The organism is Geomonas sp. (genome assembly GCF_035254065.1).
In the GTDB taxonomy this organism is placed as follows: Bacteria; Desulfobacterota; Desulfuromonadia; order Geobacterales; family Geobacteraceae; genus Geomonas.
On the sequence record NZ_DATFBA010000374.1, the window covers coordinates 1 to 13,279 of the forward strand.

The 13,279-nt window shown below is 60.1% G+C and carries 13 protein-coding genes; 7 read left to right on the forward strand and 6 right to left on the reverse strand.

The genetic code is table 11. From position 1 onward, the window contains the following. Positions 1 to 534, forward strand: a 534-nt coding sequence (locus tag VJ604_RS17490; protein WP_324084737.1) for a hypothetical protein, incomplete at its 5' end; no start/stop codon positions are given. 107 nt (positions 535 to 641) lie between these two features. Here VJ604_RS17490 and VJ604_RS17495 read toward each other — a convergent pair. Together VJ604_RS17495 and VJ604_RS17500 are read right to left on the reverse strand one after the other, a co-directional pair. Continuing rightward, positions 642 to 980 carry a type II toxin-antitoxin system HicB family antitoxin gene (locus VJ604_RS17495; RefSeq protein ID WP_324084739.1) on the reverse strand — a complete coding sequence of 113 codons (339 nt, stop codon included), beginning with the start codon at positions 978 to 980 and terminating at the stop codon, positions 642 to 644. Further along, the gene (locus tag VJ604_RS17500) at positions 977 to 1,231 is read right to left on the reverse strand and encodes a type II toxin-antitoxin system HicA family toxin (protein WP_324084741.1); all 255 of its coding nucleotides are present in this window, start codon (positions 1,229 to 1,231) and stop codon (positions 977 to 979) included. Before VJ604_RS17500 ends, VJ604_RS17495 begins: the two co-directional genes overlap by 4 nt. Before the next feature lie 228 nt (positions 1,232 to 1,459). Between VJ604_RS17500 and VJ604_RS17505 the strand changes: the two genes are divergently transcribed. The 3 genes from VJ604_RS17505 to VJ604_RS17515 all read left to right on the forward strand — a co-directional run bounded on the left by VJ604_RS17505 (position 1,460) and on the right by VJ604_RS17515 (position 3,045). Next, positions 1,460 to 1,651 carry a Thivi_2564 family membrane protein gene (locus VJ604_RS17505; RefSeq protein ID WP_324084743.1) on the forward strand — a complete coding sequence of 64 codons (192 nt, stop codon included), beginning with the start codon at positions 1,460 to 1,462 and terminating at the stop codon, positions 1,649 to 1,651. 122 nt (positions 1,652 to 1,773) lie between these two features. Further along, on the forward strand, positions 1,774 to 1,923 hold the full coding sequence (locus VJ604_RS17510) for a lmo0937 family membrane protein (RefSeq protein ID WP_324084745.1): 150 nt from the start codon (positions 1,774 to 1,776) through the stop codon (positions 1,921 to 1,923). A 93-nt stretch (positions 1,924 to 2,016) separates the two neighbouring features. Continuing rightward, entirely contained in the window at positions 2,017 to 3,045 is a 1,029-nt protein-coding gene (locus VJ604_RS17515) for a hypothetical protein (RefSeq protein WP_324084747.1), read from the forward strand. Between the two features lie 199 nt (positions 3,046 to 3,244). Here VJ604_RS17515 and VJ604_RS17520 read toward each other — a convergent pair whose 3' ends face one another. Continuing rightward, positions 3,245 to 5,935: a sensor domain-containing protein gene (locus VJ604_RS17520; RefSeq protein WP_324084748.1), complete on the reverse strand. Its 2,691-nt coding sequence runs from the start codon at positions 5,933 to 5,935 to the stop codon at positions 3,245 to 3,247. 445 nt (positions 5,936 to 6,380) lie between these two features. On the opposite strand from VJ604_RS17520, the gene VJ604_RS17525 reads away from it, so the two are divergent. Both VJ604_RS17525 and VJ604_RS17530 read left to right on the forward strand, forming a co-directional pair. Beyond that, positions 6,381 to 7,076 (forward strand): outer membrane protein, encoded by a 696-nt coding sequence (locus VJ604_RS17525; RefSeq protein WP_324084751.1) that lies wholly within the window; start codon positions 6,381 to 6,383, stop codon positions 7,074 to 7,076. Between the two features lie 71 nt (positions 7,077 to 7,147). Then, on the forward strand, positions 7,148 to 7,723 hold the full coding sequence (locus tag VJ604_RS17530; RefSeq protein WP_324084753.1) for a hypothetical protein: 576 nt from the start codon (positions 7,148 to 7,150) through the stop codon (positions 7,721 to 7,723). 279 nt (positions 7,724 to 8,002) lie between these two features. On the opposite strand, the gene VJ604_RS17535 is transcribed toward VJ604_RS17530, so the two are convergent. Then, positions 8,003 to 8,740: a response regulator gene (locus VJ604_RS17535; protein WP_324084755.1), complete on the reverse strand. Its 738-nt coding sequence runs from the start codon at positions 8,738 to 8,740 to the stop codon at positions 8,003 to 8,005. Between the two features lie 141 nt (positions 8,741 to 8,881). Here VJ604_RS17535 and VJ604_RS17540 point away from each other — a divergent pair, with 141 nt between their 5' ends. Further along, positions 8,882 to 9,988 carry a DUF362 domain-containing protein gene (locus VJ604_RS17540; RefSeq protein WP_324084757.1) on the forward strand — a complete coding sequence of 369 codons (1,107 nt, stop codon included), beginning with the start codon at positions 8,882 to 8,884 and terminating at the stop codon, positions 9,986 to 9,988. A gap of 328 nt (positions 9,989 to 10,316) precedes the next feature. Here the strand turns inward: VJ604_RS17540 and VJ604_RS17545 are convergent, their stop codons facing one another. Continuing rightward, on the reverse strand, positions 10,317 to 11,687 hold the full coding sequence (locus VJ604_RS17545; RefSeq protein ID WP_324084759.1) for a sigma-54-dependent transcriptional regulator: 1,371 nt from the start codon (positions 11,685 to 11,687) through the stop codon (positions 10,317 to 10,319). Positions 11,688 to 11,732: 45 nt separating this feature from the next. Further along, on the reverse strand, positions 11,733 to 13,244 hold the full coding sequence (locus tag VJ604_RS17550) for an ATP-binding protein (protein WP_324084760.1): 1,512 nt from the start codon (positions 13,242 to 13,244) through the stop codon (positions 11,733 to 11,735). Positions 13,245 to 13,279 lie beyond the last annotated feature (35 nt).

Here is a 13,279-nt window from a genome sequence, read left to right on the forward strand (position 1 = left end):
GTGGCACTCGCGCAGGAACCGGGGTTGTACGGCACCATCGTTTCGGTGCAGGACGGCTATGTCTACTATGTCCTCGGTCAGGACAACAACTCAGGGGGAACGACGGCCGAACTGAGAAGGGTGCGCATCGACGGTTCTGCTGCGTCTGAGAGTTATTTCAAGGTGCCGACTCAATACGCCCTCGAATGCTTCGACGGTATCGGCACCGTCTATTTGTCGCAGGGGGTCTACAACGACGTATACAAGTATGTGAGGTATGACATCGCCACCGGCAAAGCCGTCGACCTCTCTACGGGAAACTTTTTTATCTTCGGTTTTAACAGCTCCAGCGTTTATTTCGCCGATGGCCGCGGATACGTCTACCAGGAACCGGTCACCGGAGGGCAAAGCACATACGTGATGAGCGTGCCGTACCCATTGGAGCTGAAGCCGGGCTGGATACCTTCCGGCGACGGCTTCTACTTCATCGTCTCGTATATGGATCCGATCAAAGGGTATCTTTCGGAAGTCGACTATCTCGAGAAGGTAAAGTGAAATTATCTTCCGAGATTGCTCGACAACCAGGGGGACCAAATGACGAGAGCCTTCGAAGGGGTCAGCCTGCTAAGTCATGCTAAAGTGGTGCTACGCCATCCGCCAAGTTACTGGTCATACCTGATGCATTGAGACAGCAACTCCGTTATCCAGGTGTTGATACTCTTACCGTGGGCTGCGGCTTGGGTTGCCAGGCGCTCGTGCAAGTCGGGAGGAACGCGTAGGTTGAACTTGCCGGAGTACTGCTTTCGAGGCTCCACGCCATCCTCTGCACACATATCCAAAAAAGCCTTCAAGGACACTTCTCCCTCTTTTCGAAGGTCGTCCACGGTAGTGGCGTAAAAATCCGCTCCGCCGTTGATCCCCACGAATTCTCCCCTGAACATGTTGATCTGCGGATCAAATGAAATTACTGCTCGATAGCCGTTGATCTCCAGAATATTCATGGACTGACTCCGTTTTGCTCAAGCCATTTCCGAATCGCGACAACTGCACCTTTATCCGTATCCAGCGTTGGATGCGGGCGATGGAAAACACGCCGGTCGCCAAAAAGACGGACGCCAACGCGTGAACCTTCCCGCTCAGTGATCTCCCCGCCTAGCTCCCGGAACAGTGCGATGATGTCGGGCCACTGAATATTGGCAGGAACCGGGTGGTTGAAGATCGCTTGCAGGGTCTTCGCGTGCTTTCTTTTCATGTCTAATTGGTACCACATATCGGTACTAGCGTCAATCGCTGGACAATCTGCACTGCCGCGCTTCCGTCCCGTTCGCCCGTTACTTCCATCGTCTGATTCTTCCGTGATAAAATGCCAGTAAAGGTGCTGTATTCGTATGCGCCCTCACCCCCTGCCCCTCTCCCCTAAAGGGGCGAGGGGAATTGGAAGGTGGACACGGGGGGGGCGAAAAAGGAGGTGCATCAGAATATGCCGCTGATTCAGGTGATACTGGTGCTTATTGTGGTCGGCGTTTTGCTCTGGCTCGTCAACACCTACATTCCTATGGCGGGCTCCATCAAGTCGATCCTCAATGCGGTAGTGGTCATCGTGGTGGTGTTGTGGCTCCTGAACGTTTTCGGATTGTTGGAAAACCTCACCAAGCTTCGGGTCGGCAAATGACGTTGCATGGTACACTTATAGACTGTCGGCCCGCAGCAAGCGACCAGGCCCGGTCAGCCTCACGATGACGGCTTAACCGGAAACCGGTCGGAGGGACCTGTAAGGTCCCAAAGGAGGACAGCATGCTGTGGACAATCGTAGTTATCCTACTCATCCTGTGGTTACTTGGTCTGGTTAGCAGTTATACCTTGGGTGGCTTCATTCACCTGCTGCTGGTGCTGGCGGTCATCCTCATCGTGGTAAACCTGATTTCCGGACGGAGGGCGTTGTAACTGCGCTCCACGTAGTTAAGTCAGCTTGTTAGGCGTTCCATCTGCAGGCCTCCGCGGCACGTGAGCGCCGCGATTTTACAGAAAGGAGGAGTCATGATGAAAAGGGTATTGCTCGCGATGGCCATGCTTGTGCTGAGTACCGCGACAGCCTTCGCCGCGGAGGGCGCTACCGTCGACCTGAGCGGGATGCAGGGTATGCAGGGGGACTCGCCCCTGCAGGAGGGGATGGCTGCCGGAGGTCCGGGAATGCAGGGGGGAATGCCGGGCTGCAACAAGATGGTGATGATGCACAATCCCGAGAAGGTGCTGATGATGGCCTACCACCAGAACGTGGTCACCTTCGGGAAGGCATTGGAAAAGATGGCCAGGCAGCGGGAAAGGGTCCCTCCGGAGTTTGCCCGCACTGCGCTCGCCGAAATGCGTCGTAGCGTCGAGCAGATCGAGAAGTACCGGGCCGGTGCCTTGGCCGGCATGCCCGCCGAGATGAAAGGCGGGGACATGCAGAAGATGATGGATGAGCACCTGGTCAACGTCAAGACCCAACTGAGGGAACTGGACGAACTCGCCAAGTCGGACACCATCTCTTCCAAGGAGGTCCTCAAGCACCTGGAGGCCCTTTTCCACGACTGCAACGGTACCTCCTGTAAGCCCCCCCGCGCCCATGGGATGCCGGAAGGCAAATGCCACCCTGGGATGCAGGATGGAAAGATGTCCGACTGCCAGAAGCGGGGGCCTTGCGGGCATGGCTGCGGGCATGAAGGGGAGCACAACTGCGGACATGACGGCAGGCACGATTGCGGGGAGTGCCGCGAGCACTCCGGCTTGATGCTCCAGCACCACCAGATGATGCTCGGTATGGCCCAGAAGATGAAAGCGCAGGATGCCGAGCTGCAGAAAATGGTCGACAAGATGCAGAAGGCTCCCAAGAGCAAGAAGGCCGACCAGCTGGCGGCAATCGTGGCGAAGATGGTCAAGCAGCGGGCAGAAATGACCGCGCAGATGGAAAAGATGCAGAATCACCACCATCCCGGTGGCGCCCATGCACCATGCATGGAGGGGGGCGGTCATGAGGCCGACGGCGAAGGGATGGATATGGGTGACATGAAGATGCAGGAAGAGTAGACGGCGGCAGGAAGGCTTAGGCTGCCGAAGGTAATGGAAAAAGCAGGGCTGGGTGGAACCTCGTTCCCCCAGCCCTCTTTTTTTTGTCCTTTTTCTACGTTTGGACCAACGTCAGAAGCAATCCCCCCTGTCCCCCCTTTATCAAGGGGGGGACCAGATAGGGGAAGTTATCGCTGAATGGCATAGCTGAAGGGGGAGATCAATGCCTTCCTTGCATCTTCCCTCTCGGGTTGTGCAGGAAGTTCGGGCCCTGCCTGAGGAGCGCGGTCATTCCGGTGGTGGGGAGCGGGCGGCTGAAGTAGTAGCCCTGCGCCTCCTCGCTTCCCTCGGCCTGCAGCCAGGCGAGCTGCGAGGCGGTTTCCACTCCCTCGGCGATCACCTTGAGCTGCATGCTGCGCCCGATGCTGATCACCGCCCTCACCACGGCCGCGTTGTCGGAGTCGCCGGCGATGTTGTGGATGAAGGACTGGTCGATCTTCAGCTTGTCCACCGGCAGCTTCTTGAGGTAGCTCAGGCTCGAATAGCCGGTCCCGAAGTCGTCGATGGAGAGCTGCAGGCCGAGCGCCTTCATGGCGGCCATGCTCCCCAGCACCTTCTGGGGGTCGCTCATGATGGTAGCCTCGGTCAGTTCCAGCTCCAGGCATTCCGGCAGGATGCCGGTCTCCATCAGCGCGCTCTCTACGGTGTCCTCGAAATCGCGGTGCTGGAAGAAGCTCGCCGAAAGGTTGACCGCCACCGAGAGCGGTCCGATCCCCTGCTGCTGCCACTGCCGAATCTGCCGGCAGACGGTGCGGATGATCCATTTGCTGATCGGGGTGAGCAGGCCGCTTTCTTCGGCGATGGAGATGAACTGCTCGGGGTGGATCAGTCCGCGGGTGGGGTGCTGCCAGCGGATCAGGGCCTCCATGCCGCTGAACCTGCCGGTGGCCAGGTCGACCTTGGGCTGGTAGTGCAGCACGAACTCGTCGTGGTCGATGGCGCGGCGCAGGTCGACCTCGATGGCGAACCGCTCGTGGGCCTGCTCGTTGAGCTTGTGGGTGAAGAACTCGAAGTTGCTCCCCCCCGTTTTCTTGGCGTGGTACATGGCGATATCGGCATTTTTCAGCAGGACCAGGTAGTCCTCGCCGTCGTCGGGATAGATGCTGATGCCGATGCTGGTGTTGACCGCGATGTTGCTCCCCTCCACGCTGAAGCCGGCGTTGATGATCTTCTCGGCCACGATAGTGGTCTCCGCAACCCCGCAATCCCACAAGACGATGACGAACTCGTCCCCGCCCAGCCGCGACACCACGTCACAGGAGCGCGTGCAGTCGCTGAGGCTGCGGGCGACCGACTGCAACAGCCTGTCGCCGACGTCGTGCCCCATGGTGTCGTTGATCTGCTTGAAGCCGTCGATATCCAGAAAGAGCAGCGCCACGTTGCGCTTGGCCTTCTGGGCGACCGAAAGGACCTGTTCGATCCTGGCGTACAGGGTGCTGCGGTTGGGGAGCTTGGTGAGGGGATCGTGGTGGGCGAGGAAGAAGATGTTTTCCTCGGCCTGCTTGATCTCGGTGATGTCCAGGATGAAGCCGTCCAGCCGTGAGATGGTGCGGTCGAAGCCGCTGCCGGCGCGCTGCACCGCGCAGTTGTTCAGGATCCAGCGCTCGGTGCCGTCCTTGTGGATGATCCGGTGCCGGATCGGCTGCTGGTCCTTGCCGGAGAAGATGCCGTCCAGGAACTCCATGACCAGTTCCCGGTCGTCCTCGTGGATCATGTTGTACCAAAGGAGCGGGTCCTGGTAGTAATCCTCCGGCGCGTAGCCGGTGATGTCCAGGCATTTGGGACTGTGGTAGATGGACTTGATGGCACCGTTTTCGAAACGGACGCTGTAGACGTACTCGTTTATGTTGCTCACCAGGGTACGGCACTGCTCCTCGCTCTTGAGAAGCGCCTCCTCGGCCTGCTTGCGCACGGTGATATCCCGGATGTTGTATTGGATCACCCTGGTTTGTCGGTCGTGATAGATGGTGCTGATCACCTCGACGGCGAGTTGGCGACCGTCAGCGGTCTTAAGCGGCAGGTCATCGTGGTGGATGTGGTCCCTGTGCTGGAGTGCGTCGAAATGAGCGTGGCTGGCGGCGAAGCCGCTGAAGGCCTCGATCTCCCAGATCCTCCGGTCCAGAAGCTCTTCCCGCGGGATGCCGATCATCTCCACCAGGGTGGGATTCACCTCGGTGATGGCACCCGAGTCGGCGCCCACGATCATGATGCCGTCCTTGGCCGCCTCGAAGAGCCGGCGGTAGCGGGTCTCCGATACCAGAAGGGCCTCCTCGGATCGCTTCCGGTCGGAGATGTCCAAAACGGCCAGGCGGATCTCCATCTCCTCGTTACAGGAGGCTTCGATGCGGACGTAGAGGGGAGGGCCCTCCTTAACCAGCAGGGTGAGCTCACAGGTGCCTTTGCAGGCGCTGGAGGAGATCCTGGCGAGGAAGTCGGTCAAGGTGGGACGGTACTCTTCGCTGACCAACTGTTCGAACTTGGTCCCCACCAGCCGGGAGCGTTCCTCTCCTATCAGGGTGGCGCCGGTCAGGTTGGCGGCGCGGATGACGCCGGCCTCGTCGAGGGTGAAGTAGCCAATGGGGGCGAAATCGTAGAGATCGGCGTACTTTCCGAGCGCGTTCGCTATCCCCTCGCAGGCACCGCTACAGAGGGCGGTGATATCCCGTTCGGAAGGTGATGCGGAAGGCCGGTGCTGCCGGGTTTGTTTCGGGACATGAGGTCGTGCGGGGTGCGTCTGCTCGTGCGCTGGTTGCCGCCCCCCCCGCTCCGGGGAGACATCCTTTTCCCATTCGAAGGTCTCCTCGACTGGCAGGGATCCGCGCTGCACGTGGTTGCGAAAACTTCGGCGCATTAACTACCTCCCGTTTCCGTTCTCATTATGCTGAAAATGATAACGCATTTCACGCAAAACGTCATCTCTTTCTCCCGGGGAGCGGGGGCCGTTACAGGTGGGACAGCTGATGGAGAGGGTGGGGCAGAGGTAGGTGCTGAGCCGGGCGAGGCTGCCCTGACGGCCCATGTCGGGCTGGGGACGCGCAGTCGCCGGCATTAATAGTTCGACTAACGCACCAATCAATCATTGCTAATGGATTGATTTTACGAAAAAAACTGTTTCACGCTCCGTCGATGACGATTATAATGCGCCCGCCTTGACTCTCGTCGTTTCCGCTGCAGCCGGCGATGGAAGGGCCCGACAGGGCCTATTCCAAGGCGCAGGGAAGTTCACAGCCGAGGGGGCTTTCTGCGGCCGCGGGAAGCGGGAGATCGGGGACAACAACCAACAGGAGGAAGGTAGAATGAGCAAGAACAGAAGCATGATCGCCTTAGCCGTCGTAGTAGCGGCTCTGGTGATCCCAACCGTCTGCTTGGCCACACCGCCCAATCCTGGGGGCTACAGCTCGTTTTTTCTCGGCGCAAGCATCCCCCAGGACACCACCGTGACCACCACCCAGTTCAATCCCATCACCACCAGAGAGGCCCGGACCCAATTCGACCCGGGGATCAACGTCGGCGGCACCGCCGGCTACGATTTCGGGTACGTGAGGGTGGAGGGCGAACTGTCCTACAAGCAAGGACAGATCAGCGGGGTCGGGGAACCGACCTACGGCGTGCACTACGTCAATACCGACGGCCATGTCGGGGCCTTTGCCGCCATGGTCAACGCCTTTTACGACATCCACAATGACAGCCCGGTCACCCCTTACATCGGGGGGGGCATGGGGGTCGCTTCCGTCAACATCACCAACACCAAGGGGGTGGATGCCAATTCCGGAGCCCTCAACTACCACATCTTCAGCTCGGACGACGCGGCCGCCTTCGCCTACCAGGTGGGGGGCGGCGTGGAACTCGCCCTCAACCACCATTTCTCGCTCGATGTGGGCTACCGCTATTTCGGCACCAGCACGGTCAGCCTCCACGACAACTGGCCGAACTCAACCGACTTCAAGCTCGCCTCCCATAACGCACAGGTTGGCCTGAGGGTCAAGTTCTGACCGTAACAGCAGGAGCCACGGGGCCTTTCCTCGCGGGGGAAGGCCCCGTGGCCACGATTAGAGAGGACGAAATGAGAACACGCAGCATAACGATCCCGGCCCTTCTGCTGTCGGCCGCCATCTGCCTGGGGCTTTGCGGCTGCGGCGGGGGCTTCGACCAGGGAAGTGCCGGCGGCAGCTCTACCCAGCCCAGCACCGTGTCGAGCGCGGTCGGGGCGATCGCCACCGACTCCTGGGGGTACACCGGCGTAAATGCTCAGCAGTTGACCTCCCCCGCCAAGGCTCAGGTGGTTGTCGAGGGGCGGACCCTGCTGGAGGACGGACTGAGCACCGTGGTCTCCGGGTTTGACCCCACCGTGGTCAAGTACTCCAGCGACCCCACCACGCTCCCTTCCCCGGCCCAGGTTTCCCAGCCGGGGACCTTCGTTTCCTACGTAAGCATCGCCATCAGCACCGCCTGGACCGCCAAACCCGCCATGACGGTGACCATGCAGGTTCCCACCCTTACCAGCGGCCAGGCCGTCACCATCTACTTCTACGACCCGGGGACGGGGAAATGGGTCTCCCCGCAGCCGACCCAGGTCACCAGCTCCGGCGAGGTCACCTTCCAGGCGCCCGTCATGTCCTTCTACGGCGTCTTCAAATGACCCGCAAGCTTCTTGCTCAGGTAGTAACCTGCACAACCTGCACTACCCATTGGTAAGCTCTCCCTCCCCCACCGGGGGATGGCAGGGGTGAGGGAAGCCTCGGATCTTCAAGGAAAGTTCCCTCACCGTGGCCCCTGAAGCAGAAGCAAATCCCCCCTGTCCCCCCTTTATCAAGGGGGGGACCTGAAGCAGAGTTGGCAGGTAAGAAAGAAAAAGGGGCACAGCCGACGGCTGTGCCCCTTTTTTGCTTTTTGTACTGCTACACTTCGGCCGCAGGCCTTAGCTGCCGGTCTTCTTGAAGTAGGAGAGGAACTCCTCGCGGGTCAGGTAGTCCTTGCGGACCAGGTGGTCGACGCTGCGGGTCATGGCGGCGCGTTCCCCTTCCTTCATGCCCTCCTTGAGCAGCACGAAGAACGGGATGTTGCGGGTCTGCGGATAGAGCTGGAAGCGGTGCATGAGCTCGAAGGCTCCCATGTCCGCCAGCATCAGCGAGCAGAAGATCATGAAGGGGTGGATGATGGTGCCGACGGCGACCGCCTCCTTGCCGGTGTAGGCATTCACCGCTTCGAAGCCGAGTTGCTCGATCGCTTTCTGCACCCGTTCCTCCCCCCGCCGGGTGACGATCATCGCCTGCAGGTCGTAGTCCTCGGACTCGTCCGCCAGCCCGTACTGTTTGAGCTTCTTGGAGAGGTACCCCTGGTCGACCGGGAGCATGAAGAAGCCGGCCGCGCGGAAGACCTCGCCGATCTCGCCGTCTTCGCTGAGGTACAGCGGCAGGATCGGTATCTCGCGGGTGGCGGGGTTTCCTTTCAGGGTGAGCAGCAAGCCCCAGCCGTCGTCGGACCAGGGGGAGATGTCGAGCAGGATGGCGCGCGGAGTGCACTGCTCAAGTTGGGAAAGGTCAGCGGCTCGGCAACGGAAACCACCCTCGTGGAGGTAGCGGCAGACCACCTCTCCGCGGTCGACGTTCTTTCCGAGGCCCATGACCCACAGCTCCTGGTCATCACATTCAATCATCTGTATTCCTTTTTTGGCGATCATTTTTTAATAAATAGCATATTTTGAGTGGAGAGCAAGAAAAACTTCGCCGATGTTGAAATGAGGCGTCAGATATGCTACCTATCCGTGATCTTAACTATTTACCGGAGGATGAGCGACATGTCGAGCAAGGTGTATTTCGCGGATATGCGGGCGGGGGCGCGTGAGAACCTGTTCGCCAAGATCGGAAGGCTCATGAAAGAGGCGGGGCTTGCCTCCTGTCTCAGGGAAGGCGAGCTGGTGGCGGTCAAGGTGCACTTCGGGGAGAAGGGGAACCACACCTTCATCCGCCCCATCTTCATCCGCAGGGTGGTCGACGAGATCAAGGAGTTAGGCGCCAACCCTTTCCTGACCGACTCCTCGACCCTCTACCCGGGGCAGCGCAAGGAGGCCGTCTCGGCGCTCGCCTGCGCCATAGAGAACGGATTTGCGTACTCGGTCGTGAACGCGCCGCTCATCATGTGCGACGGCCTGCGGGGGCACACCGCCCAGGAGGTGCCGGTGAAGGGGGAGCTCCTGAAAAAGGTGAGCATCGGTTCCGAGATCCTGGAGGCGGACGCACTGATAGCGGTATCCCATTTCAAGTGCCACGAGCTGACCGGTTTCGGGGGGACCCTCAAGAACCTGGGGATGGGGTGCTCCAGCCGGACCGGGAAGATGCAGCAGCACTCCACGGTGGCTCCCAAGGTGGCCGAGAAGTTCTGCAACGGCTGCGGCATCTGCTTGAAGTCGTGCGCCCATGCCGCGGTCGCCATCGTGGAGGGGAGGGCGAACATCGATGCGGAGGCCTGCGTCGGCTGCAGCCGCTGCATCACCGCCTGCGTCCAGAAGGCGATCAACATCCAGTGGAACGAGAGCGCCTCGCTGGTGATGAAGAAGATGGTGGAGTACGCCACCGGTGCCCTCTCCGGGAAGAAGGGGAAGTCGCTCTTCATCAACTTCATCACCCAGGTATCGCCTGCCTGTGACTGCTACGGGCATGCGGACGCCCCCATCGTGAACGACATCGGCATCTGCGCCTCCACCGACCCGGTGGCGCTCGATCAGGCCTGCGCGGACCTGGTCAACAACGCTCGGGGGAACCTGGATACCGCCCTTGCCAGCGGGCACGAGCCGGGCGGCGACAAGTTCCGTGGCGTGCATCCGGAGATCGACTGGGAGGTGCAGTTGGAACACGGGGAGAAGATGGGAATCGGGAGCAGGAAGTACACCCTCGTCAAGATTTAACGCGGGGGATGGGGACGGATAAAGTCAAAGGCGTTGGAACGCGGATGACGCGGATTGGACGGATTTACACCGATTAAGGCTTAGGTTAAAGCAAGGATTAAAGCAGGTACTAAAGACAAAACCCTAAAGGCATTATTAACAGGGATAAAAGCGGATGAAAGGGATAAAGGCAAAATCACAGCCTTTGATGTACATCCCCTTCATCCCCTTCATCCCTGTTAAATTAGCCTTTAGGGTTTTAGTTTTCCCTTTTACAGGTTTTATCCGTGCAGATCCGCCAAATCCGCGTCATCCGCGTGCTAAGTCTTTGACGTTATCCGCCTTTATCCTACTTCAGGAAACCGAACTTCTTCATGCGGTAGCGGAAGGCGTCGATGCCGAGGTTGAGCTTCTTGGCGGCCTTGGACTGGTTCCAGTCGGTCATCTCCAGGCTCTGCTTGATCAGCTCGCGCTCGACTTCCTCGATGTCGATCCCTTCGGGCGGCAGCTTGAAGGTCTGCATCGGCACGGTCACCTGGGACGCCTTGGCCACGATCTCCAACGGCAGGTTCTCCAACAGGAGGTTTTCTTCGTTCCCCAGGATGATGGCGCGCTCGATCACGTTCTTCAGCTCGCGGATGTTGCCGGGCCAGTTGTACTCGACCAGCAGCTTCTCCGCCATGCTGGAAATCCCCTTGGTCGGCTTGTTGAACTCCTTGGTGTACATCTCGATGAAGTAGTTGGCCAGGATCAGGATGTCCTCCTTGCGCTCCCTGAGCGAGGGGAGGAAGATGGGGATCACCTGCAGGCGGTAGTAGAGGTCGTTTCTGAAGGTCTTCTCCTCGATCGCCTTCAGCAGGTCCTTGTTGGTGGCCGAGATGATCCGGACGTCAACCGGCATCACCTTGGTGCCGCCGATGCGCCGGAAGGTCCTGTCCTCCAGGAAGCGCAGCAGCTTGGCCTGCATGCCGATCTCCATGTCCCCGATCTCGTCCAGGAACACGGTGCCGCCGTCGGCCAGCTCGAAGAGACCTTTCTTGGAGACCTTGGCGTCGGTGAAGGCGCCCTTCTCGTGCCCGAACAGCTCGCTCTCCAAAAGGGTGGCCGGCACTGCCGCGCAGTTGATCGCTACGAACGGTTTCTCGGCACGGTTCGACTCGTAGTGGATCCACTTGGCCACCAGCTCCTTGCCGGTCCCCGACTCCCCCTGCACCAGCACGGTGGCGGCGTCGCTCTTGGCGACCTTGGCCATCATGTCCAGCACGTTGCGCATATGCTTGGAGGTCCCCAGTATCTTGGGCGGCCCCGATTTCTTGTGCTCGCTCCTGAGCTGGACCACCTCGCGACGCAGGTCCTGGGTCTCCAGGGCCTTCCTGATCACGATCGCCATCTCGTCCAGGTTGAACGGCTTGTTGATGTAATCGTAGGCGCCGTGGCGCATGGTGTTGACCGCGGTCTCCAGTCCCCCCTGCGCGGTCACCATGATCACCAGGATGTCCTCGTCCAACTCCTTGAGCCTCTGCAGGACCTCAAGGCCGTTGATGCCGGGGAGATGGTAGTCGAGCAGCACCAGCTCGGGCTGCTCCTCGCGGGCCAGCCTGAGCGCGTCTTCCCCGGTGCCGGCCGTGCAGACGTCGTATCCCTGCTTCTTCAGGTTCTGCTCTAACGACCAGCGGATCAGGTGCTCATCGTCAACGACCATTATTTTCGTCTTGCGCATGGATGCTCCTTACGAATGGTTGTCCCGTCGGCTGCTAAACGTATGTCATGAAGGCTCGGGGAGCTCGCGGGGCTCCCCCCCGTTTGCTGCCCCCTGCAGGGGCACCATCCCCTCCGGGCATTCAGCCGGACGGTAGGCGGGGAGCTCCACCGTGAAGGTGGTCCCCTTGCCGTCCTCGCTGATCACCGAGAGCCTGCCGTTATGCTGCGCGATCAGGCGGTGGCAGATGGGAAGACCGAGACCGGTCCCCTGGGCCTTGGTGGTGAAGAAGGGGGTGAAGATCTTCTCCAGAATCTGCGGCGGTATCCCTTGCCCGGTGTCGGTCACCTTGACCTGCACGGTGGGGACCCCGTCGATCTCCACCAGGCTGCTCTTGACGGTCAGGGTCCCGCCCTGCTGCATGGCCTGCACCGCGTTCAGGAACAGGTTCAGGAATACCTGCTGGATCTGCTTGGGGTCGACGTAGACGGGCGGCAGGTCCTCCTGCAGCTCCAGCTGTTTCTCGATGTTCTTGCCGCCCCGGTGCTGTCCCGCGAACACCAGGGTCTTCCTGAGCTGGCTGTTCAGGTCGGTGCAGGAGGGCTCGGGTGCGGTCGGCTTGCCGAAGAACAAGAGGTCGTTCACCGTCTTGTCCAGCCGGGAGATCTGCTCCAGCACCTCGTTGATGATGGAGCTGCGCGGGTCCTCCGCCTCGAAGTCGTCTTTCAGGACGGTGATGGCGGCCGCGATGCCGGTCAGCGGGTTCTTGATCTCGTGGGCGATGCCGGCCGCCATCTCGCCCACCGAGGCGAGCCGGTCGGCACGCTCCATCTGCTGGAAATGGAAGGATTCCAGCTCCTTCTTGGCCTTGTCCAGCTTGCCGACCATGGAGTCGAAGCTGGTGATCAGCTTGCCGATCTCGTCCTTGCCGTGGGAGGTCATGCGGACCGAGAGATCGCCCGCTTCGACCTTCGCCATGTTCTGGCTCATCCGGATCAGCGGCTTCTTGACGAACTTCAGCATGACCAACGAGATGGTGAGGGACAAGAAGCCGATGATGGCGACCGTGGAGAGGATGAACAGGTTGGTCAGCTCTACGATCCGCTTCCTGGTCTCCACCAGGGAGTAGTTGACGTTCAAAAGGCCGATGATCCTGCTCTTGGAGCCGTGGCAGAGGTTGCATTGCCGGTCGTTGTAGATCGGCTTCACCATCCCCAGTACTTCCCCGTAACCGGGGAGGTTGAAGACCCCCTCCCTCTTGTTGTCCAAAAAGAGCTTGAAGTCCTGCTGGTCGACCAGGTGACCCACCTCGCCCGGCTGGGAGGACTTGAGGATCACCCCGTGGGGGTGGAAGATGCGCACGCCCACCAGCTTCTCGTTCTGGCCGACCATCTCCAGGATGACCTGCACGTCCTCGGTGTTGCCGATGCGCATGGCGTTGTAGACGCTGCGTTCAATGGTGTTCAACAGGAGGTCGCTGGACTCGCGGGCGGAGTTGATGAGCTGCATCTGCTCCCGCCTGAGGGTCAGGAACGCGAAGGTCCCGATGCCGAACACGAGCAGGCAGATGGAGAGCACGATGACCCGAGTTGTCAGACTCTTGAAAATCAGAG